The 19,766-nt window shown below is 62.0% G+C and carries 21 protein-coding genes and 1 pseudogene; 8 read left to right on the top strand and 14 right to left on the bottom strand.

Annotated elements, in window-relative coordinates:
• The first annotated feature begins 22 nt into the window (after nucleotides 1-22).
• Nucleotides 23-763: a ZIP family metal transporter gene (locus tag J4F42_09530; GenBank protein MCE2485738.1), complete on the top strand. Its 741-nt coding sequence runs from the start codon at nucleotides 23-25 to the stop codon at nucleotides 761-763.
• On the opposite strand, the gene J4F42_09525 is transcribed toward J4F42_09530, so the two are convergent.
• A complete protein-coding gene (locus J4F42_09525) occupies nucleotides 760-1,971 on the bottom strand; it encodes a CoA transferase (protein MCE2485737.1) in 1,212 nt (403 codons plus the stop codon). The two genes, J4F42_09530 and J4F42_09525, sit on opposite strands and share 4 nt — an antisense overlap.
• 450 nt (nucleotides 1,972-2,421) lie before the next feature.
• On the opposite strand from J4F42_09525, the gene J4F42_09520 reads away from it, so the two are divergent.
• Nucleotides 2,422-2,838 (top strand): nuclear transport factor 2 family protein, encoded by a 417-nt coding sequence (locus J4F42_09520; protein MCE2485736.1) that lies wholly within the window; start codon nucleotides 2,422-2,424, stop codon nucleotides 2,836-2,838.
• 25 nt (nucleotides 2,839-2,863) lie between these two features.
• Complete coding sequence (gene efp, locus J4F42_09515) at nucleotides 2,864-3,427, top strand: elongation factor P (GenBank protein MCE2485735.1); 564 nt, start codon at nucleotides 2,864-2,866, stop codon at nucleotides 3,425-3,427.
• Here the strand turns inward: efp and J4F42_09510 are convergent.
• The 11 genes from J4F42_09510 to J4F42_09460 all read right to left on the bottom strand — a co-directional run bounded on the left by J4F42_09510 (nucleotide 3,413) and on the right by J4F42_09460 (nucleotide 14,657).
• Nucleotides 3,413-4,084 (bottom strand): methyltransferase domain-containing protein, encoded by a 672-nt coding sequence (locus tag J4F42_09510; protein MCE2485734.1) that lies wholly within the window; start codon nucleotides 4,082-4,084, stop codon nucleotides 3,413-3,415. The genes efp and J4F42_09510 overlap by 15 nt on opposite strands.
• A 236-nt stretch (nucleotides 4,085-4,320) precedes the next feature.
• A complete protein-coding gene (secF, locus tag J4F42_09505) occupies nucleotides 4,321-5,241 on the bottom strand; it encodes a protein translocase subunit SecF (GenBank protein ID MCE2485733.1) in 921 nt (306 codons plus the stop codon).
• Complete coding sequence (gene secD / locus J4F42_09500) at nucleotides 5,242-6,813, bottom strand: protein translocase subunit SecD (protein ID MCE2485732.1); 1,572 nt, start codon at nucleotides 6,811-6,813, stop codon at nucleotides 5,242-5,244.
• The gene (gene yajC, locus J4F42_09495) at nucleotides 6,810-7,163 is read right to left on the bottom strand and encodes a preprotein translocase subunit YajC (protein MCE2485731.1); all 354 of its coding nucleotides are present in this window, start codon (nucleotides 7,161-7,163) and stop codon (nucleotides 6,810-6,812) included. Before yajC ends, secD begins: the two co-directional genes overlap by 4 nt.
• On the bottom strand, nucleotides 7,151-8,311 hold the full coding sequence (tgt, locus tag J4F42_09490; protein ID MCE2485730.1) for a tRNA guanosine(34) transglycosylase Tgt: 1,161 nt from the start codon (nucleotides 8,309-8,311) through the stop codon (nucleotides 7,151-7,153). Before tgt ends, yajC begins: the two co-directional genes overlap by 13 nt.
• An 80-nt stretch (nucleotides 8,312-8,391) precedes the next feature.
• Complete coding sequence (queA, locus tag J4F42_09485) at nucleotides 8,392-9,429, bottom strand: tRNA preQ1(34) S-adenosylmethionine ribosyltransferase-isomerase QueA (protein MCE2485729.1); 1,038 nt, start codon at nucleotides 9,427-9,429, stop codon at nucleotides 8,392-8,394.
• 34 nt (nucleotides 9,430-9,463) lie between these two features.
• Nucleotides 9,464-10,219 carry a slipin family protein gene (locus tag J4F42_09480; GenBank protein ID MCE2485728.1) on the bottom strand — a complete coding sequence of 252 codons (756 nt, stop codon included), beginning with the start codon at nucleotides 10,217-10,219 and terminating at the stop codon, nucleotides 9,464-9,466.
• Nucleotides 10,220-10,267: 48 nt separating this feature from the next.
• A complete protein-coding gene (locus tag J4F42_09475) occupies nucleotides 10,268-11,659 on the bottom strand; it encodes a nodulation protein NfeD (GenBank protein MCE2485727.1) in 1,392 nt (463 codons plus the stop codon).
• A gap of 63 nt (nucleotides 11,660-11,722) precedes the next feature.
• Nucleotides 11,723-12,490, bottom strand: coding sequence for a uracil-DNA glycosylase (locus J4F42_09470; protein ID MCE2485726.1), 768 nt, complete (start codon nucleotides 12,488-12,490; stop codon nucleotides 11,723-11,725).
• 14 nt (nucleotides 12,491-12,504) lie between these two features.
• Nucleotides 12,505-13,503, bottom strand: coding sequence for a polyprenyl synthetase family protein (locus J4F42_09465; protein MCE2485725.1), 999 nt, complete (start codon nucleotides 13,501-13,503; stop codon nucleotides 12,505-12,507).
• A 293-nt stretch (nucleotides 13,504-13,796) separates the two neighbouring features.
• A complete protein-coding gene (locus tag J4F42_09460; GenBank protein ID MCE2485724.1) occupies nucleotides 13,797-14,657 on the bottom strand; it encodes a GIY-YIG nuclease family protein in 861 nt (286 codons plus the stop codon).
• A 371-nt stretch (nucleotides 14,658-15,028) separates the two neighbouring features.
• On the opposite strand from J4F42_09460, the gene J4F42_09455 reads away from it, so the two are divergent.
• The 5 genes from J4F42_09455 to J4F42_09435 are packed head-to-tail and all read left to right on the top strand — an operon-like array spanning nucleotide 15,029 to nucleotide 18,503.
• Complete coding sequence (locus tag J4F42_09455; GenBank protein ID MCE2485723.1) at nucleotides 15,029-15,610, top strand: CDP-alcohol phosphatidyltransferase family protein; 582 nt, start codon at nucleotides 15,029-15,031, stop codon at nucleotides 15,608-15,610.
• Nucleotides 15,607-15,783: a hypothetical protein gene (locus tag J4F42_09450; protein MCE2485722.1), complete on the top strand. Its 177-nt coding sequence runs from the start codon at nucleotides 15,607-15,609 to the stop codon at nucleotides 15,781-15,783. Before J4F42_09455 ends, J4F42_09450 begins: the two co-directional genes overlap by 4 nt.
• 45 nt (nucleotides 15,784-15,828) lie before the next feature.
• Nucleotides 15,829-17,019, top strand: a complete 1,191-nt coding sequence (gene coaBC / locus J4F42_09445; GenBank protein MCE2485721.1) for a bifunctional phosphopantothenoylcysteine decarboxylase/phosphopantothenate--cysteine ligase CoaBC — start codon at nucleotides 15,829-15,831, stop codon at nucleotides 17,017-17,019.
• Nucleotides 17,020-17,029: 10 nt separating this feature from the next.
• Nucleotides 17,030-17,701 (top strand): DUF4416 family protein, encoded by a 672-nt coding sequence (locus J4F42_09440; protein ID MCE2485720.1) that lies wholly within the window; start codon nucleotides 17,030-17,032, stop codon nucleotides 17,699-17,701.
• Nucleotides 17,702-17,744: 43 nt separating this feature from the next.
• Nucleotides 17,745-18,503: a hypothetical protein gene (locus J4F42_09435; GenBank protein ID MCE2485719.1), complete on the top strand. Its 759-nt coding sequence runs from the start codon at nucleotides 17,745-17,747 to the stop codon at nucleotides 18,501-18,503.
• Here J4F42_09435 and J4F42_09430 read toward each other — a convergent pair.
• Together J4F42_09430 and J4F42_09425 are read right to left on the bottom strand one after the other, a co-directional pair.
• Nucleotides 18,500-18,760, bottom strand: a pseudogene (locus J4F42_09430) (acyl-CoA thioesterase). The gene J4F42_09435 and the pseudogene J4F42_09430 sit on opposite strands and share 4 nt — an antisense overlap.
• Nucleotides 18,761-18,988: 228 nt before the next feature.
• On the bottom strand, nucleotides 18,989-19,744 hold the full coding sequence (locus J4F42_09425) for an enoyl-CoA hydratase/isomerase family protein (GenBank protein MCE2485718.1): 756 nt from the start codon (nucleotides 19,742-19,744) through the stop codon (nucleotides 18,989-18,991).
• Between the last annotated feature and the right edge of the window lie 22 nt (nucleotides 19,745-19,766).

The following is a 19,766-nucleotide window of genomic DNA, read 5'->3' as shown; positions in this document are numbered from 1 at the left end:
GTAGTGTACCCTGGCCCCGCTTATGATTGCCTTCTGGATTGCCGGTGCCACGTGTGTCATCACCCTGGGCGGCGGGCTGCTTGCCCTGCGTTTCCGATCCTACCAGGGGGTCTTGTTCGCCTTCTGCGCCGGAGCCCTGATGGCCGGAGCCCTGATGGAAATCCTGCCCGACGCCTTGGCGCTCCTGGCTTCGACCGATAGCGCTCTCCAGGCCTATCACCTCCGGCTCGCCTGCGTATGCGGCTTCTTGTGTTTCTACGTGCTTGAATATGCGACCCACCATCGAGAAACGCCTGAGGAGCGGGAAGCCCATCACGCCCACGCCCCCCATGCCGGCGTGCTGGGCGCCTTCGGCATCATGGTTCACAGCCTGATTGACGGGTTTGCCATCGGCAAAGGCTTTCATATTCATGACCACGTCGGCTGGGCCATCGCGCTTGGGGTGACCCTGCATAAACTGGCCGACGGTGCCAGCGTGGCGGGCCTGATGTTAGGCACCCAACACTCAACCCGCGCGACGACGGGCATGTTGGCTCTGACCGCCATAGCCCCCCTGTTTGGTGTGTGGCTCCAAACCTATGTGACGCTGGCCACCCCGCAGCTGGCCTTGATGCTAGGCTGGTTTGCCGGCGTGTTTCTGTATCTTGGCGCGAGCAGTCTGCTGCCGGCCGCCCATGATGCCAGCCACTCCCGTCTGCTGCCCGTCGCAACGCTGGCCGGTGTGGTGTTTATTTATGGCGCCCAGATATTGGCCGGGCACTAATCTGCAGCCTGTTCCGCCTCGCCCAGCACCACCGCACCGGCCTCGCTCAGCTCCCGAATCTCGGCGTCCGCATAGCCCAGCTCACGCATCAGCTCAGCCGTGTGTTCGCCAAACAGCGGCGAACGCCGGGTGAGACGGGCCGGGGTCTCGGACAGTTTTACTGCCGGGCCGAGTACCTGGATCTTGCCGCCGACCGGATGGTCCATCTCCTGAACCATGCCGCGGGCCTGAATATGCGGGTCGTTGAAGACCTCGGCGTAGTCGAGGATGGGCCCGCACGGCACGCCGGCTTCTTCGAGTACGGCCAGCCAGTGAGCGCGGGACTTAATGCTAGTCACGTCCTCGATATCCCGAGTCAGCAGGTGGCGGTTGAGGACCCGCTGGCGCTCGTTTTCGTACTCCGGTCGCTCAAGCAGCTCAGGACGACCGATAGCGTGGGCAAAACGCTGCCAGGTGCGGGTGTTGGCCGCGCCAAGATTGATGTAGCCGTCCGCGCACTTGATGGCTTGATATGGCGCGGACAGGCGGTGGGCCGAGCCCATGGGTTCGGGGATTTCGCCCCGGGTGAAATACTGGGTCGATTCCCAGATGGAAAGCGCGATCCCGGCTTCGAGCAGCGAGGTGTCGATATACTGTCCCTGGCCCGTGTTTTGGCGGTGAATGTAGGCGGCCAGAATCGCCTGGGTGGCAAACAGTGCTGCCCCCAGATCGGTGATCGGCACGCCGCATTTGACGGGCGGCCGGCCCTCTTCTCCAGTTACCGACATGATGCCCGACATGCCTTGGGCAACGAGGTCGAAGCCTCCTTTTTTGGCATACGGCCCGGTTGCCCCAAAGCCCGACACCGAGGCATAGATCAGGCCCGGGTTGATCTGGCGCAGGTCGGCGTAGCTCAGGCCAAAGGCGTCCATGACACCGGGGCGATAGTTCTCGACCCAAATGTCGGTCCAGGCCGCCAGCCTGCGGGCGAGTTCCTGGGCCTGGGGATGTTTGAGGTTGAGGACCATGCCGCGCTTGTTGCGATTCATGGCCCAGAATGCCGTGCTCTCAGTCCCCTGGCGTCCGCCCATGCCGCGCGTAGAATCCCCGCTGGGTGGCTCGATCTTGACCACATCGGCGCCAAGATCGCCCAATAGCAGGGTACAGAACGGCCCTGCCATGACCTGGGTCAAGTCCAGAACCTTGACCCCGTGGAGTGCCTGTTTCACCGTATCACCTCTGATCGACTGTGTTCGTATACACCGGTTCGGAGCACCCGCGCAAGACTGACCGAAGATCCCGGAACCCGCCTACCCGACGGCGGCTCCGCCTGGCCTAATAGTCGCTGATCCGGCGTCGCTCCTCGTAAACTTTATAACCGTACACGACCACACCCTTATCAATACGGATGGTGAATCCGCATTTCGGCTGAATACATACCCAGACCTTGTATTCGAGCGATGCGCCACGTGGCCCGAAGTCAGACAGAGGCACGAGTATGCCCTGACTGCATTTCCGACACCGAGGTAAATCCACTCCTAACGCCTCCTGATGCAAACGATCGCAGAATCTATACGAGCAGTATGACAGGAAAAAGACATTAAAAACAAGAGCATGGGCTTGCCACCCCCCACTCTTTTAGGCTAGGCCAGAGAACACACCGTACCGAGGGAAACACTATGAACGACACCGCCGCCGTGCTGGCCGCCAACCGGGCCTTCTATCAAGCCTTTGAGACGCTGGAGCTACGTGAGATGGAAAAGATGTGGCTGCAGGAAAGCTATATCAAATGCGTCCATCCGGGCTGGCCGCTGCTGTGCGGCTGGGGACCGGTGATGGCGAGCTGGGAGCGGATTTTTACCAATACGGAGTCGATGCGGTTCAATCTGAGCGATGTCCGAGTCGAGGTGCTGGGCGACTTGGCCTGGGTGGTGTTGATCGAAAACCTCGAATCGAGCGGACCGGGTGGCGGCTCCCGCTCCCAGGTATTAAGCACCAATGTCTTTGAAAAGCGGGCCGGCGCATGGTTCATGGTCCATCACCACGGGTCACCGATTTTTGCCCCTCCGGCGCCGCCCGAAGATCAGCTGCACTGAGATCTGTCTCAACGGAGGACCTTCTATGTTCGTACAGGCCACACAGCTGCGAGTGGGAACGCTGATCGTGTATCGCGACGACCTCCACCGTGTTATGGAATTGATACACGTCACTCCCGGCAATAAGCGTGGCTTTGTCCAGACCAAGCTGCGCAACCTGCGCACCGGTCTGCAGACGGAAAACAAGTTTCGCTCAGACGACAAAATCGAGCGGGCGACGCTCGACCAGCAAGACATGCAGTACCTGTATGAATCGGGCGGGACCTACCATTTCATGAATGCCCAGAGCTATGAACAGCTAGAGCTGTCACAAGACAGCCTGGGCCAAGCGGTCCAATTCCTGACCCCCAATCTGATGATCAAGGTTGATCTGCATAACGGCCAGCCGGTCGGCATTTCTCTGCCCAAGACCGTAGACCTCAGGGTTGAGGACACGCCCCCCTCTCTCAAGGGCGCAACCGTCAACAATGAACTCAAACCGGCCACGACCGAAACCGGTCTGGTCGTTCGCGTACCCGGTTTTATTGAAATTGGGGAAACCGTCAGAGTCGATACCGAGACAGGAAACTATCTGTCACGGGCGAAGTAGCGGTTCGCCCGTCTGCGACGGATGGCCCGCCCCGTTGTTTGGGATCTGGTGCCCGTTGCGGGTCTGCTTCTCATTCTTGGCCACAACAATGGTAAACAGCGACAGCGGAGACGTTTTAAACCGCTGTTCAATCCGGATCGGCACGCCGTCAAAAGCCTGCGTCAGGCGCAGCGACGCGCTCCAGCCCAGACGCCGGGTGAGCGGGTCAAGCGCACCGACAATCGGCCCCAGCACGGGTTTGGTGGTCCGAAAATGGTTGATGATGACGACCTTGCCATCGGGCTTACACACCCGATGGATTTCCTTCATCATGCGAACCGGGTCAGGCACGACGCTGATGACGTGGAATGAGGTCACGTAATCAAACGTATTATCCGGAAAATCGAGGTTGAGGGCGTCCATTTCCCTGAGCTGGATATGACGCCAGCCGTTATCAAAGGCTTTTTCCCGCGCCCGCTCCAGCATATCGGGTGCCAGATCAATGCCCGTCACCTCACAGTGGGCGGGATAGGCGGCCAGCGACAGCCCGGTTCCAACACCGACCTCAAGCACCCTTGCCCCCGGCCGGATATTCAGGGCCTGAACCGCATTCACGATCCGCTCGGTGAAAAGTCGTGTAAAAATCCGATCATAAAAATGGGAGAAACGAGAGTACATCTTACTCTCATGAGGATTTTTCAGCACCCCTGCTTTCTGCCCAGAACTCACTGCTCCCTCCCTGTCCCAGCGACAACTCTCCCCTGCATTAAGGCGCGGGGTATACCATACCCCTGCCATATCGTCAATGGAGACAAGAACTTGCACGCCTCTGAGGCCATACCGGGAGGAGTCGCTGTGAGGTCCCGTGCCCGGAGCGGCACACGCCAGTCCACATCCAAGACAGAGGGACGGCCTCAGCGCCGTCTGCCCTCCCCGCTCCACAGCAGAACAATCGGGCTGGCTACATAGATCGAGGAGTAGGTGCCAATCGTGAAACCGACCAGCAGAACGAAGGCAAAGCCGTTGATGACCGACCCGCCCAAGAAATACAGGGCCAGAAGGACCATCAAGGTTGTTCCGGAGGTAATCAGCGTCCGGCTGAGCATCTCGTTGATACTGCGCTGAATAATCGTCGCCAGGGTCTCGCGGCGCATCTTGCGCTGATTCTCCCGAATGCGGTCACATACCACCACCGTGTCGTTGACCGAATAGCCGATGACGGTCAGAAAGGCGGCGACAATCGGCAGGTCGAACTCCACATCCATCAGCAGCAGCGCGGTCGCGGTGATGAGCACGTCATGAAACAGCGCCACCGCCGCGCCAATGCCGAAGCTGAGCTGGAACCGAAAGGCAATATAGGTGCCCATGACCAGGGCTGCAAACAGAACGCTCAGAATGCCCCGGGTACGCAGATTCCGTCCGACTTTGGGCCCGACCGTTTCTACCCGCTGGACGGGCAGCAGGCGCTCGCCAAAGTAATCCTTGAGAGTGTCCTGGACCTGGACGGAGGGGCTGGTCTGGTCCTCGTCCGTGCCGATATCCGTCTCGGGCTCCGCCATACGGATCAGAAACTCATCTCCAGACAGGCCGAAATCCTGCACCGACAGATCCTGGATATCGGTTGCGGACAGCACTTGGCGGACTTCGGCAATCGTGGGCGGATCGCTGAACTTCACGTGTACGATCGTCCCACCGGCAAAATCGACCCCATAGGTCAGCCCACCCCGGACAAAGAAGGTGGCCAGACCGATCAGGACCAGCAGGCTGGAAAAGACGGCGGCTATTTTGGAATAGCGCAGAAAGTCGATATCGGTTCCGGGTCTGATCAGCTCCATCTAGACACTCAGCTCCACCAGGCGACGCCTGGATAAGAAATAGTCGTAGACTATCCGGGTCACCACTACCGCAGTAAAGACGGTACTCACAATCCCGATGCACAGCGTGACGGCAAAGCCGCGGATCGGTCCCGAGCCAAACTGGAACAGAATCAAGCCGGACAGAAAGGTCGTGATATTGGAGTCCAGGATCGCCGGACGGGCGTTTTCATAGCCGGACTCGACTGCGGCCCGGGCGCTCTTGCCGCGCCGCAGTTCCTCCCGCATCCGCTCGTTGATCAGCACATTGGCATCAACCGCCATGCCGACCGTCAGAATGATCCCGGCAATGCCGGGCAGGGTCAGGGTAGCCTCAAACATGGCCAGGGCGGCCAGCAGGTACAGAATATTGAGCCCCACCGCAACATCGGTCAGCACCCCGGCCAGCCTGTAGTAAATGATCATGAACACGACCACGATGATCCCGCCGATAATGAAGGAGCGCACCCCCTGGCGGATGGAGTCCTGACCGAGCGAAGGACCGACAGTTCGCTCTTCGGCAATAGTGACCGGGGCCGGCAGCGCTCCGGCCCGCAGGACAATGGCCAAGTCACGGGCTTCTTTGATATCAAAGCTGCCCGTGATCGCGGCCCGGCCGCCGCCGATGCGTTCATTGATACGGGGCGCCGAGTACACGGTATTGTCAAGAATGATGGCCAGTTGGCGCCCGACATTGGCGCCCGTGATTTCTTCAAACACCCGGGAGCCGGTGCTGCTCAGCACCAACTCAACGTACGGTCCCTCGATATCAACGCTGGGACGCACCCGCGCGTCGGCAACCGCCTCCCCGGTCATCAAGGTCCGTTCCTCAAGCGTATACTCGGAGGTAATCACCTCGCCCGAGAGCGGATCGCGATCCTGTCCGCGCAGGGTGACGGTACCCGCCCCCTGCGCGCTGGCATCGGCTACCAGCTTGAACTCCAGCACCGCAGTCTGACCGATGAGCCGTTTGGCCCGCGCGGCGTCCTGGATGCCGGGCAGCTGGACGACAACCTGTTCCTCTCCGCTGAACTGGTCGGTCTGGCGCTGGACAATCGGCTCGGTCACCCCGAACTGGTCAATCCGGTTGCGTAGCGTCTCAAGCGTCTGATCGATGGCGTATTCGTGCAAGGTGCGGACCTGACGGCTGTCATAGACCAACGTCATCTGGCCATCTCCGGCCGGCGTCTGCACCAGATTGGGAAACTGCTCGGACAGCACGGTCTGGACCTGATTTCTGGTGTCCTGGTCGGGCGCCCGCAGACGCAGCGTGTGATTATCACGGCTGAGGGTCACTCCACGAATCGACGCGTCGTCAAAGGCGCGCTGAATCTCGGCAATGGTCCGGTCGAGATTGTTCCTGAGCGCCTCGTCCAGGTCGATCTCCAGCAGAAGATGGGTGCCTCCCCGCAGATCGAGTCCCAGCCGGATCTGGCTGGTGGGGAGTATGGTGCGCCACCAGCCGGGCACAGCCGTCAGCGAGGGCATCAGATAGACGAGCGCCCATACGGTCAGACCGGCAACCAGAGCGATCCGATACCCGATGCTGGTCATCCCTTCTCCTTCCCGCCCCGGCCTTCTTTGGAGTCTTTTCTGGCTTTGCCGTCCAGCAGGGTTTCAATCCGCGAACGGTCAATCCGGACGCGGACATTGGACGCAATTTCGAGCCTGACATCGGTCTCTCCGATTTCGACGATTTTCCCGTGCAAGCCCCCGGCCGTGACAACTTCGTCGTTGCGTTTCAGATTCCCCAGCATGGCTTTATGGGCTTTGGCCTTTTGTTGCTGAGGTCGGATCAACAGAAAATAAAACACCGCAAAGACCAGCAGCAGGGGCAGAAACTGGACCAACGGACCGGGGCCGGCAGCGGCGGCTCCCTCTTGGGCATAGGCTAGACTTCCCATAGCGCTTCCCCTTTTTCGGACGGTGCAGCCTCGGCGTCCGCGGCCGGCTCCGGGTCGGCCAAAAACGGCCGGGCGAAGTCGGCGAACCGGCCGGCGGCCAAGGCTGTCCGCATTGTACGCATCAGCGACTGATAAAAATAGAGATTGTGAATCGTATTGAGGCGGGCCGACAGGATCTCACCGGCAACGGCCAGATGGCGCAGATACGCCCGCGAAAAGTGCTGACAGGTATAACACCCACAGCCCTCCTCAACCGGCCGCGGATCGGACGCGAACTCGGCGCGCCGGATATTCAGCCTCCCGGTCCGGGTAAACAGACTGCCGTTGCGCGCATTGCGGGTCGGCATGACACAGTCGAACATGTCGCAGCCAAGCGCCACATAGCGGACGAGCTGGGCTGGCGTGCCAACGCCCATGATGTAACGCGGCCGGGCGGCGGGCAGGAAGCGCACGGTATGCGCAGCAATGGCGTGGGTGACCGCCGGATCTTCTCCAACGCTGAGGCCGCCGATCGCATAACCGCAAAACCCCAGCTCCACCAGGGCCCGGGCGCTGTGTTCGCGCAGCTCGGGGAACACACCGCCCTGGACAATCCCAAACACGGCCTGATCGTCCCGGGTTCTGGCCGCCTGGGCGCGCTCGGCCCAGCGCAGGGTCAGGGCCTGGGCGCGTTCGGCCTCCGCAAAGCTGACCTGGGCCGGTGGACATTCGTCCAAGACCATGGCGATATCAACCCCCAGGCGTTCCTGGGCACGGATGACCGATTCCGGGGTCAGCAGGTGTGCAGAGCCGTCCAAATGAGAGCGGAACTCCACCCCCTGTTCGCTCAGCCGACACAGGCTTTTCAGGCTGAAGACCTGAAATCCGCCGCTATCGGTCAGAATCGGGCCGTCCCAGGCCATGAAACGGTGCAGCCCGCCGGCCTGCTCAATCCGCTCAAGCCCCGGCCGCAGATAGAGATGGTAGGCGTTGGCCAGGATGATTTCGGCTCCAATTTCGCGCAGTTCGCGCGGGGTCATGGCCTTGACCGTTGCCTGGGTCGCCACCGGCATAAAGGCGGGGGTTTGCACCCGACCGTGAGCCGTCATCATACAGCCCAGGCGTGCCCGGGTGTGGGAATCGGTGTGGGTCACACTGAAACGAAACATGTCGCGCTAGTCTTGCCGGGCCGTTGTATGCGTTTTTGGGCAGGCGTGCAACTCACCCGACTGGGAACGCCAATAGTCCCCTACACAATCAGCATGCCGTCCCCGTAGCTGTAAAACCGGTAGCCCTGGGCCACGGCCTCGGCGTAGGCGCGTAGGACCCACTCCCTGCCGGCAAAGGCGGATACCAGCATCAGCAGGGTCGAGCGGGGCAGATGAAAATTGGTAATCAAGCCGTCAATCACCCGGAAGCGAAAACCCGGATAGATAAACAGCCCGGTCTGCCGCCTGCCGGCCTGGACCTGACCGGCCGGGTCGCAGGCCGATTCCAGGGCTCGGGTGGTGGTCGTGCCGACCGCCACGACGCTTCGGCCCTGGGTCTTGGCCCGATTGATGCGTCGGGCGGTCGCATCACTGATGGAGAATTCCTCCTGCTCCATGGCGTGCTCCTCCACCCGTTCAACCCGAACCGGCTGAAAGGTGCCGAGGCCGACGTGCAGAGTCAGGAAGGCGGTTTCGACACCGTGTTCGACCAGACGGTCGAGCAGCGCCTGGGTGAAGTGCAGTCCGGCGGTAGGGGCGGCCAGCGCTCCGGGCGTGCGCGCGTACACGGTCTGATACTGTTGGCGGTCTGCCGACCGCTCGCCCGCAGGGCGTTTGATATAGGGCGGTAGCGGCAGCCGGCCGTGACGCTCAAGCAGTTGGCGGAGATCCGCCCCGGAGAAAAACTCCAGCTTCCCCCGTCCGGCCTGGGGCGCGGTCTTCCACTCGGCCCGTAGCTCGTCCGAAAAAACGACCCGCGCCCCGGCTCGGACGTGCTGTCCGCCCCGGCACAACACGTCCCACACCTCGGCCTGGCCCGGCTCACGACGCACGAGCAGAACCTCAAGCTGTCCGCCGGTCTCTTTGTGGCCCAGCAGGCGGGCCGGCACCACCCGGGTGTCATTCAGCACCAGCAGGCTGCGGGGCGGCAGCACGGACGGCAGGTCGGCAAAACGGTGGTGGGCGAGCCCCGTCTGACGGCGGTCGAGCACGAGCAGCCGGGAGCTGCTGCGCTCCCGGACAGGTTCTTGGGCAATCAGCTCGGGGGGCAGCTGGTAGTCAAAATCGGACAGCCGCATACCGCTGTCATTCGCTGCCTGGCGCTCAGCTGCGCTATGCGGTCTGGTCCTGTCCGCTGCCGGTCCGACTCAGGAAGGGCTGGAGGAGGTCGATCGGCACCGGGAACAGAGTGGTCGAATTATTCTCGCTCGCCACCTCGGATAAGGTCTGGAGATAGCGGAGTTGGAGCGCGATGGGATGCTCCTCAATAATTCCAGACGCGTCGGCAAGTCGCTGGGCAGCCTGGAATTCGCCTTCGGCGTTAATGACCTTGGCCCGGCGTTCGCGCTCGGCCTCGGCCTGGCGAGCTATGGCCCGCTGCATCTCCTGGGGCAGGTCAATGTGTTTGACCTCGACCAGCGATACCTTGATACCCCACGGATCGGTTTGGGTATCCACGATTTCCTGCAAATCGGTATTGATCTTATCCCGCTCGGACAGCAGTTCGTCCAGCTCAGCCTGCCCGCACACACTGCGCAGCGTGGTCTGGGCCAGCTGTGAGGTGGCAAACAAATAGTTCTCGATTTCGACCAGGGCTTTGCTGGGGTCGAGCACCCGGAAATACAGCACCGCGTTGACCTTGACCGACACGTTGTCGCGGGTAATGACGTCTTGGGACGGGACATCGAGGGTCAGCGTTCGCATATCAACCCGGACCATGCGTTCGATAAAGGGAATCACGTAGATGATGCCCGGTCCCCGGTAGGGCACCAGACGGCCCAGACGAAAGATCACCCCCCGCTCATACTCGGACAAGATCTTGATCCCGCTGATCAGAATGACCAGCGCGATCAGAAAGAACGTCGCCATTGATCCAAAACCAAACATAGCCTTGTCTCCTTTAGCCCCAGGTGGCTCTTAGCCCCAGGTGGCTCTGTGCACCTTCAGGACCATATGGGCGACATCGACAACGCGGACCGCCTGGCCCGCCTCAATGTCGTCCTCGTCGCTCTCCGCATTCCAGTACTCGCCGTGTAGCCACACCTTGCCGCGCGGCGCGAGACGTTCCCGCACCTCGCCAAGCTCACCAATCAGCCCCTCCGTTCCGGTGACCGGACGCCGACGGTAGGCTTGCATCGACAGGCTGCCGGCAATCAGTATGAACAGCCCGACACCGAGGGCTGCACCAAAAATCACCCCCCGGTCCGGCGCCAACTCGGCGTCGGGGGAGTCAAACAGAAACAACGAACCCATCACAAAAGCGACGAGGCCGCCTACCCCCAGGATGCCGAAGCTGGGCAGGAACAGCTCGGTTATCAACAGGGCCAGACCGAGAAAGATCAGCACCAGGCCGGTGTAGTTGATCGGTAAGACCTGAAATGCGGTCAGGGCCAGGATCAAACACAGCGCCCCGACCAGACCTGGAAACAGCAGGCCGGGGTTGGAAAACTCCAGATACAGGCCCAGGATGCCGGCCATCATCAGCAGATACGCGATCTGGGGATGGGCCAGAATGTTCAGGACCTTGTGCTTGAGACGCATTTCCTGGCGGACGACGTAAAAGGAACCGCCGGGCCCTTGGGCGGCGGCGAAATTCAGCGTCTGTTCGGTACTGCCGACCTCGACCGTCCGGCCCGAGACCTGACGCAACAGATCCTGCACATCGCTGGCCACCAGGTCGACGACCTGTTTTTCCAGCGCTTCGGTCTCGGTAATGGCCACACTCTCGCGCACTGCCTGCTCCGCCCATTCGATATTCCGGCCCCGCCGCCGGGCGATCGACTCGCTGAACGAGGCGGTGAAGTTTTCGACCTTCTCCCGCATGTCGCCCTCAATATCCTGCCCGCCCCCGGCGACCGGATGGGCCGCCCCGATCGTCGTGCCGGGCGCCATGGCCGCGATTGTCCCGGCCATGGTGATAAATACCCCGGCCGAGATCGCGCCCGACCCGCCGGGAGCCACATACACGATCACCGGCAGTGGGGCGTCCAGCAGATCCTTGACGATCGTCTTGGTTGACGACAGCAGGCCGCCGGGCGTATCGAGCTGCACGATCAGCGCCAGCGCCCCCTGCTGCGCGGCCTGCTCAATGCTCTCCCGGATGAAATCCGCCACTGCCGGATTGATGGTGGCATCGACGACGATCAGACTGATATGGCTCGAACGCAGGCCGGCCAGCGGTACGCCCTGGGCCTGCCCGGCAGTCTCTTGAGCGGCGGCTCGGGCCGTGCGCGTCTCCGCCTTCCCCCAGCTCATCAGCAGGACACCGCACAGGACGAGACACAACGATCCAGCAGTGTGCTTGGACATCGTTTAGCGGTCCTTCCCAAAAGTCCGTATCCTGTTGCCTCGCGTCACGCGACTTTTGCCTTTTCAGAGTCGTCCCATCTCCCGCAGCACGGCCTTGATATCCTGCCACGCCAGACGCTTATCCCGGGGATTACGCAGCAGATAGGCCGGATGCAGGGTGGGCATGAGTTTGGTGTCCTGGTAAGTGTGCCACACTCCGCGCAGTCGTGAAATCGGGGTTTTGGTCTGGAGCAAGGTCTGAGCGGCGAACGCTCCCAGGGCGACAATGATACGCGGCTGAATCAGCGCGATCTGCTTGCGCAAAAACGGCTCGCAGGCGGCAATTTCATCCGCCTCGGGGTTCCGGTTGTGAGGCGGCCGGCATTTGACCACATTGGCGATATAGACCTCCTCACGGCGCATCTTCATGCCCTTGGTGATAATCTCGGTCAGCAGCTGCCCGGCCCGGCCGACAAACGGCTCGCCTCTGAGATCCTCGTCGGCGCCCGGTCCCTCACCGACAAAGACGAGTTCGGCGTGCGGGTCACCGACACCGAAAACGATCTGGGTCCGGTGCTCACACAGCTTGCAGCGTCGGCAGTCACCTATCGCGTCTCGCAGCGCGGCAAGACTGTCGAGCGTCTGCCCGTCGATATCGGCCGGCGGGTGTGGCGCGGAAGGCCTGTCCGCGGCCAGAGCCGCAGGCTGGATACGGGCCGCAGGCGGCGCGTGGGGACTGGACATCGGCGTGCGCGGCAGGCCGTTGAGCCCGCCCTCTTTGAGGACCTCGACGTAGTGCTGCAGGGAATCGGCGATGGAACGAAGCTGGGTACGAGCGGCATCGGCAGTCATGGTCTCGCTCGCCCCTAGGCGGTCCGATCAACCAGCCGACGAATGAAACACCGCAGGCTGTCCACATAGGCCGAGGACTGCAGGTCGGCCAACGATGCCAGCGCCTGCTGACCGTAGGTCCGCGCCCGGAGTTTGACCTCGGTCAATACCCCGGACAGCCGAATCTGCTGGAGGGCGGCGGCGACCTCCTGATGCGTAGCCTGGGCGTTTTGAAAAACCCGTTTGACCTCGGCGTTGGCTTCGAGGGCCAGCACCACGGGCAAGGACGGGTTGCCCTCTTTGAGATCGACACCGACCGGCTTCCCGGTCAGCTCTCCGTCCCCCTCAACATCAAGCAGGTCATCCACAATCTGAAACGCCATCCCGACACAGTAGCCGCACGAGGCCAGACGCTCGACCACATCGGTCGGGGCTCCGGCCAGATAGGCGCCCAGCCGGGCACCCTGGGAAAACAGGGAGGCGGTCTTGCGCGAGATGATCTCCAGGTAATCCTCAGCCGTCACCGCCGGGTTACGGCGAAACCGGCCCTGCATGACCTCACCCTCAGTCAGGCTGATACACGCCTCGGTCGCCCAGGCAATGACCCGTTCCTCAAAACGTCCGCACAGGGCAAACGCCCGTCCAAACAAAAAATCTCCGGCCACCAGGGTATCCGACAGGCCGAAACGCTCCAGCGCAGACGCCTTGCCCCGGCGCACCCCTCCCCCGTCGATGATGTCATCGTGGAGCAGCGAGGCCGAGTGAATGAGTTCTAGAGCAGTGGCGATATCGACGATGTCGTGCGGATCTTTCCCTCCGCAGGCACGAAAAACCAGCAGGGCCACCCCCGGTCGCGCTCGCTTTCCGCCCGCGTCAATCAAGTAATGCCCGATCTCGCTCAGTAGGGGTTCCCGAGAATCCAGGAGTGTAGCCAAGCGCTGTTCAACCTGCGCTAATTCTTCCCCGACCAGGACGTGCGGAGCAAGTCGGGAATCGAACTGGGGGTCGGAAGAAGGGGATGGTTTTATAGACACAGGTGTACTCAAAACAGGCAGCGCTCCCGAAGAAGAAACTCCGCAGGGTGGCCCTCATAATGCCAAAGGGGGGGAAAAGGTCAAGGAGAGCGACCACTGACCGCAGACGAGCGCGACCGGCGGGGCGCGGGTCAGATTATCGAGATTGCGCGGCGGCTCACAAGAACTGGCAGGCGGCGAACCGTCCACTCAGCAGAGAGCAGCACGGGGCGAGGACAGCACCGGCTTCACAGGCCGCCTGGAGAGACGCCTCGGTGCGGAAGAGAGCGATAGCATGGACGCAATGACGCCCCTCACCCCTCTTCGACCACCGCTTCCTGGATTTCCTTCAATGACCGCCCCTCGGCATCCTTCCACTCGAGGCGCCCATTGGCGGGTCTTCCCAAGAAGACGGCGGCGGCGGTGGAGGGCGAGGAGAAACCGTAGTCTTGACAGAGCTGGTAGGCGGTGCTCGTCTCCTTCAGAATATTCTGGGCCAACAGGGTCTTCCGTAGCTCAGAGAGAGACGGGCGGAGCGCAGCAACCTCTTCCTTGGTCGCGTGGGAACCGGCGCGGACAATAAAATCACTGGCTCCTTCATACGCACGAGCCCGGCCCCCTTTGACGTTCAGGAAAAGATCGGGACTCGTGCCCGTCGGCTCCTGCGGTTTTTCAAAAAAACACACGCCGACAACCGGGAGACACCGCAACATGTCGACGAGGTACAACTCCGCGTCGGCCCTATCCGCATCCGAGAGCGTCGGCCTCTGGGGGAGATTGGTATTGTCCAGCTCGCAGCGTTTGGCCTCGGCCGCGAGTTCCACCAGGCGCGCTTCGAGATACTGGATGTGCGTCTTGTTCAGGCTCAGATCCTTACTGGTGAAGGCCGCTCCGTGGGTCCAGAAGTCCGTGGTTTTCGCGTGGTCGTCCAGCTGGCGCAGCACAACATCGCCCTCACCCACGCAGACGCTCGGCAGGTGTTCCGAGTTGTCGGGACCCCAGAGCACATACACGCCGGTGCGCCGGAGTTCTTCCCGACGGCGAATGTCCGCGAAGCGCGAACGGGGAAAGACGAGGCCCTGTCCGGTCCAGCCCGATTTCTCGACCACACGCGGGCCTTCCGGCTCGCCAAAGGGAACGAAGATTCTTACCGAAAATCCTAGTCGCTCATGCATACCCCTGTTCTCCTACTCCAACGCTCTCGCCTGAACGTTTCCGTCATAGGCGCAACAAGAAAGCCGTACCAGTCTGCGGCACCTTCGTCAAATCCCATACTCTGAGTATCTGTAGGTGTTCTTTACTGGAACACGGACATGTGCTTAGTGTTTTGGCTGCAGAAAAAGCCCCCAGCGGTAGGACATGACGGGCTCCGCCCGATGTTTTGTCTATGCTCCCTCTCCCCGTCAGCTGTCGGCCTTGGCTCGGGCTGGCTATTGTCAGCTATGTGATCTGCGCCATAGTCCTCAGCATACACGGTTTTCTGCGTCGGTCCGGCTCTGCCTCCCCGTCGCGGCGAGAGAGCATTGCTGGCTGGATGCGGGCGGAGATGGCTGCGCTCGAACCCGGGCTGGAACGCCTGGGGCTGTCCCCCCTGACGCTGACCTACAGCCAGCTCGGTTTCAGCGCGCTGGCCGGACTGGCCTATGCGTGGGGCGCAATCTTTATCGGTGGCTGGTGTGTGCTGGTCAGCGGCATTCTTGACCTGCTCGACGGCAGTCTGGCCCGGCGAACCGGCCGGGTTTCGCGGCGGGGCGCGTTTCTGGATTCGGTCAGTGATCGCTATGCCGAGTTTGTGACCTTTGTCGGACTCGGCATTTTTTTCGGGACAGCCTGGATGGTCTTCATCGTGGCGCTCGGGCTGTTCGGTTCGCTCATGGTCAGCTACACCCGGGCCCGGGCAGAGGGCTTGGGGGTGGAATGCCGCGGAGGGCTGATGCAGCGGGGTGAACGCTATGTGCTGCTCAGCCTGTCCTCTTTTGTGAGTGTGGCGGCAAACCACCTGTTCTGTTCCTCTTCGCATGTCGTCCTGATCGCCAGCCTGGTCTTCATGGCCGTGTCAACCAACCTGACCGCCGTGTCCCGGGCGCGGAGCGTCTCGTCAACCCTGCGGGATGAAGACCAGCAATGAACACGTCTCACCTCCCGGGCCAGGCCAGACGTTTCCTGGGCAGCCTGGTGATCATGCTGGGCGCGGGCGTCATGCTGGACACCTCTTACCAGTCGAGCGGAATCGGTGTAATACTGGCCGGACTGGTCCTGCTTGGGCTGGGCTGGCTGGCGCACTGGCGGGCCCCCACATAGACACGGATCGAGCGGATACGACGGCGGCACAAAAGGCGGTGGCTTATGCTGGACGGCAAACAGATTGTCTTGGGCGTCAGCGGTGGTATTGCGGCCTACAAGGCGGCTGAAATCGTTCGCCTTCTGGTCAAGGCTGAGGCCAGCGTTCGGGTCATCATGACCAGGAACGCCCAGGAATTCATTACGCCGCTGACCCTCCAGACCCTGTCGGGCAATCCGGTCTCAACCGACACCTTTGACCTGACCCAGGAGTCCGAAATCGGCCACATCCGCCTGGCTGATACGGCCGACCTGATCCTGATCGCGCCGGCCACGGCCAACCTGCTGGCCAAACTCGCCGGCGGCTTGGCCGACGATCTGCTCACCACCGTTCTGCTGGCCACCACCGCTCCGGTTGTGATTGCGCCGGCCATGAACGTCCACATGTATGCCCACCCCCTGGTCCAGGACAATCTGAAAAAGCTGACCGGTATCGGCCATCACCTTGTCGAACCTGGAGCCGGAGAACTGGCGTGTGGCTATGAGGGCCAGGGCCGTCTGGCCGAACCGGCCGATATCGTCGAAGCCGCCCGCGCCGTCCTGACCACAAAAGACCTCACCGACGAACGCATCATCGTCACCGCCGGCCCCAACTGTGAGCCGATCGATCCCGTCCGCTATATTACCAACCGTTCAACCGGCAAAATGGGCTACGCCATGGCCCGTGTGGCCCAGCAGCGGGGCGCGCAGGTAAGCCTGGTCAGCGGCCCGACCGCCCTGACTCCCCCGCACGGGGTCGATTTTTCCCCGGTCCGGACCGCCTGCGAGATGCAGCAGGCGGTCTTGGCGGCCTATCCGCAGGCAACCATGGTCGTCTCCGCAGCCGCCATTGCCGACTATCGCCCGGCCACGGTCGCACCCCACAAAATCAAGAAGAGCGCCGGCGAGTTCGTCATCGAACTCGACCGCAACCCGGACATCCTGGCCGGTCTGGGTCGGCAGAAGGGCCGGCGGCTGCTGGTCGGTTTTGCCACTGAAACCGAAGAACTGGTGCCCAACGCCGAGCGCAAACTCAAGAGCAAAAATCTGGATATGATCGTGGCCAACGACGTGACCCAGGAGGGCGCGGGCTTTGCCTCCGATACCAATATTGTGACGCTGCTTGACCGTACCGGTCGGGTCGAGCCGCTGTCGCAGATGAGCAAGGAGGCGGTTGCCCATACCATTTACGACAGACTGCTGCTGCTGAAACGATGAATTATGAATGATGAACGCTGAACCGCGGCAAAGACCAGACTTTCCGTTCGTCATTCATCGTTTTCTTCCCATGTCTCCGCCCAAACCAGCCAAACTTCTGGTCGGTTTGCTGTCGGCCGACCCGGCTCTGTTCGACACGGCCGAACAGGCGCTTCGGCCCGACTACGGCCCGGTTGACTTCAGGAGCGAGGTCTTCCAGTGGGACATGACCCATTACTACGAGGAGGAGATGGGTAAGCATCTGCTGCGCCAGTTCATGAGCTTTGGGCGGCTTATCTCTCCTGCGGCGCTGGCCGATCTCAAGCGACACACCAACCGCCTCGAACAATCCTTCGCCCGCCCGCCAACGGCCGGGGGCGCCCGTCGCCTGAACATCGATCCGGGCTATCTTGACGCCACTAAGCTCGTCCTGGCCTCGACCAAAGACCAGGCCCACCGCATCTACCTATCCCAGGGCATCTACGCCGAGGTCACCCTGCGCTACCACCACGGCGCGTTCCACCCTTTTGCGTATACCTATCCGGACTACTGCTGGCCGCAAACACAGGCGTTTTTGAAGCGCCTGCGCCAGCGCTACCTTGAACAGCTCCGTCAACACAGAGCGCCTCCCGGTCAGGAAGGCCCGGGTGAGGAGACGTCCGGGGATCGAATCGCTTGCGCTGGGCGTGGTGTTCGGGGATGATGCCCAGACTTTTGAGGCACGGTGCCCAACAAGGAGGGAAGCCATGCGCGAGAACAGAGTCCGCACCTTATGGGCTGACGACCGCCCGGTCGTCAACGGTTGGCTGGCAATCGCCAATTCGTACAGCGCGGAGGTGATGGCGCACGAGGATTTCGACAGCCTGACCATCGACATGCAGCACGGCATGGTCGATTTCCAGGCTGCGGTGGCCATGTTCCAGGCCCTGTCCACGCGCGACTGCACCCCGCTGGCGCGCGTGGCGTGGAACGATCCGGCCCTGATCATGAAGAGCCTGGACGCCGGCGCCTACGGCATCATCTGTCCGATGGTCAACACGCGGGAGGAATGCGAGCGCTTTGTCGGAGCCTGCCGCTACGCGCCCGCGGGCTATCGGAGTTTTGGGCCGGCCCGCGGCATTCTGTACGGTGGCGCCGACTATGCGGCCCAGGCCAACGACACGGTCGTCACCCTGGCGATGATCGAAACCGCCGAGGCCATGGCCAACCTCGACGCCATCATGTCGGTCGACGGCCTGGACGGGATTTATGTCGGCCCAAGCGATCTGGCCATCAGCCTGGGCCATCCGCCCTCGCCCGAGCCGGTCGCGCCAAACGTGCTTGAGGCGATTGACGCGATCCTGGCCGTAGCCAGACGCAACGGCGTCAAGGCCGGCATTCACTGCCCGAACGGCGCCTCGGTGCGTGACAAGTTTCGTCGGGGCTTCCAGTTTGCCACCGTCACCAATGACGCCCGTTTGATGGTAATGGCGGCCAAGGCCGAAATCGCCGCAGCGCGCACTTAGGAATCCAACAGGCGCCGAACGGCGCACGGCAAACGGCTGACCCGGCCTTCGTCGTCAACACACGCGTGCAGGGTATGGCCCTCGGCGATCAACTCGGTTGCGCGCGTGATGCGGTAGCTAAAACGGAGGCTCGCCCCCCTCACCTGCTCAATCTCAGTCCTCACGGTGAGCAGGTCGTCAAACCGGGCCGGTAGCCGGTAGCGACAGCAGGCCTCGCGTACCGGGAAATGTACCCCCTCGGCCTCAAGCTGCTGGTAGGGCGTCGGCCCTCTTCAAACCAGGGCAGAAACGCCGAGTGATGGGCCATGCCGGCCTGATCGGTCTCGGCATAGCGGACGCGGACAGCATGGCTGTGCACAATGGGCCATCGCGATCTCCTTTTGAGGCTGGCGGCCATCACGATGACCCATTGCCGACGAACGCGCTGTGCAGCCGACGCGGCCCGCGCCCCGAGTGGTCCGCTCTCTTCGCTGACAGCCGTGGCTCTATCTTCCCTGCCAGTTTGGTTTGCGCTTCTCGGCAAAGGCGCGTGGCCCCTCTTTGACATCTTCCGAGTAGAACATCTGCTTCAGGGCCGGATAGGAGCCGGCCAGGGCCTGATCGAGCGGCTGGCCCAGGCCCTGCATCGCACACTGTTTGGTCGCCCGGACCGACAGGGGGGCACACTCCAATATTTCAGCCGCCCAGCTGAGCGGCACCACCTCATTCACAATACCCAGCTCAAGCGCCTGCTGGGCGGTCATGTGTTTGCCGGTCAGCATATAGCCCATGGCGATTTTGAGCGGGATCTGGCGTGGCAGACGGTGCATTCCGCCAGCCGCAGCGGCCAGCCCAACCCGGGGTTCGGGCAGACCCAGCCGGGCGTGGTCGGCCGCAACGATGATGTCGCAGGCCAGCGCCATCTCAAACCCACCGCCGAGGGCAAAGCCATTGACCGCAGCAATCATCGGCTTATCAATGTCAGTCCGGTCGGTCAGACCGCCGAATCCGCCTTTTGGCGGCGGCCCGGTCGGCATGCCTTTGGAGGCGGTATACTTCAGGTCGTTGCCGGCCGAAAACGCGCGTTCTCCGGCTCCGGTCAGCAGAATCACCCACACATCGTCATCGGCAATGGCATCATCCCATATGCCCGACAGCTCGGCCGTGGCCGGCGGATGGACAGCGTTCATGACCTCCGGACGGTTCAGGGTAATCGTGGCGATATGGTCCTGCTTTTCATAGAGCACGTATTCGTAGGCCATAATTCCTCCTCGTGTATCGTCA

The organism is Desulfurellaceae bacterium (assembly GCA_021296095.1).
Classification (GTDB): domain Bacteria; phylum Desulfobacterota; class Binatia; order Bin18; family Bin18; genus JAAXHF01.
The sequence above is the reverse complement of the archived record's forward strand: the minus strand, read 5'-3'. Positions and strand labels throughout refer to the sequence as shown.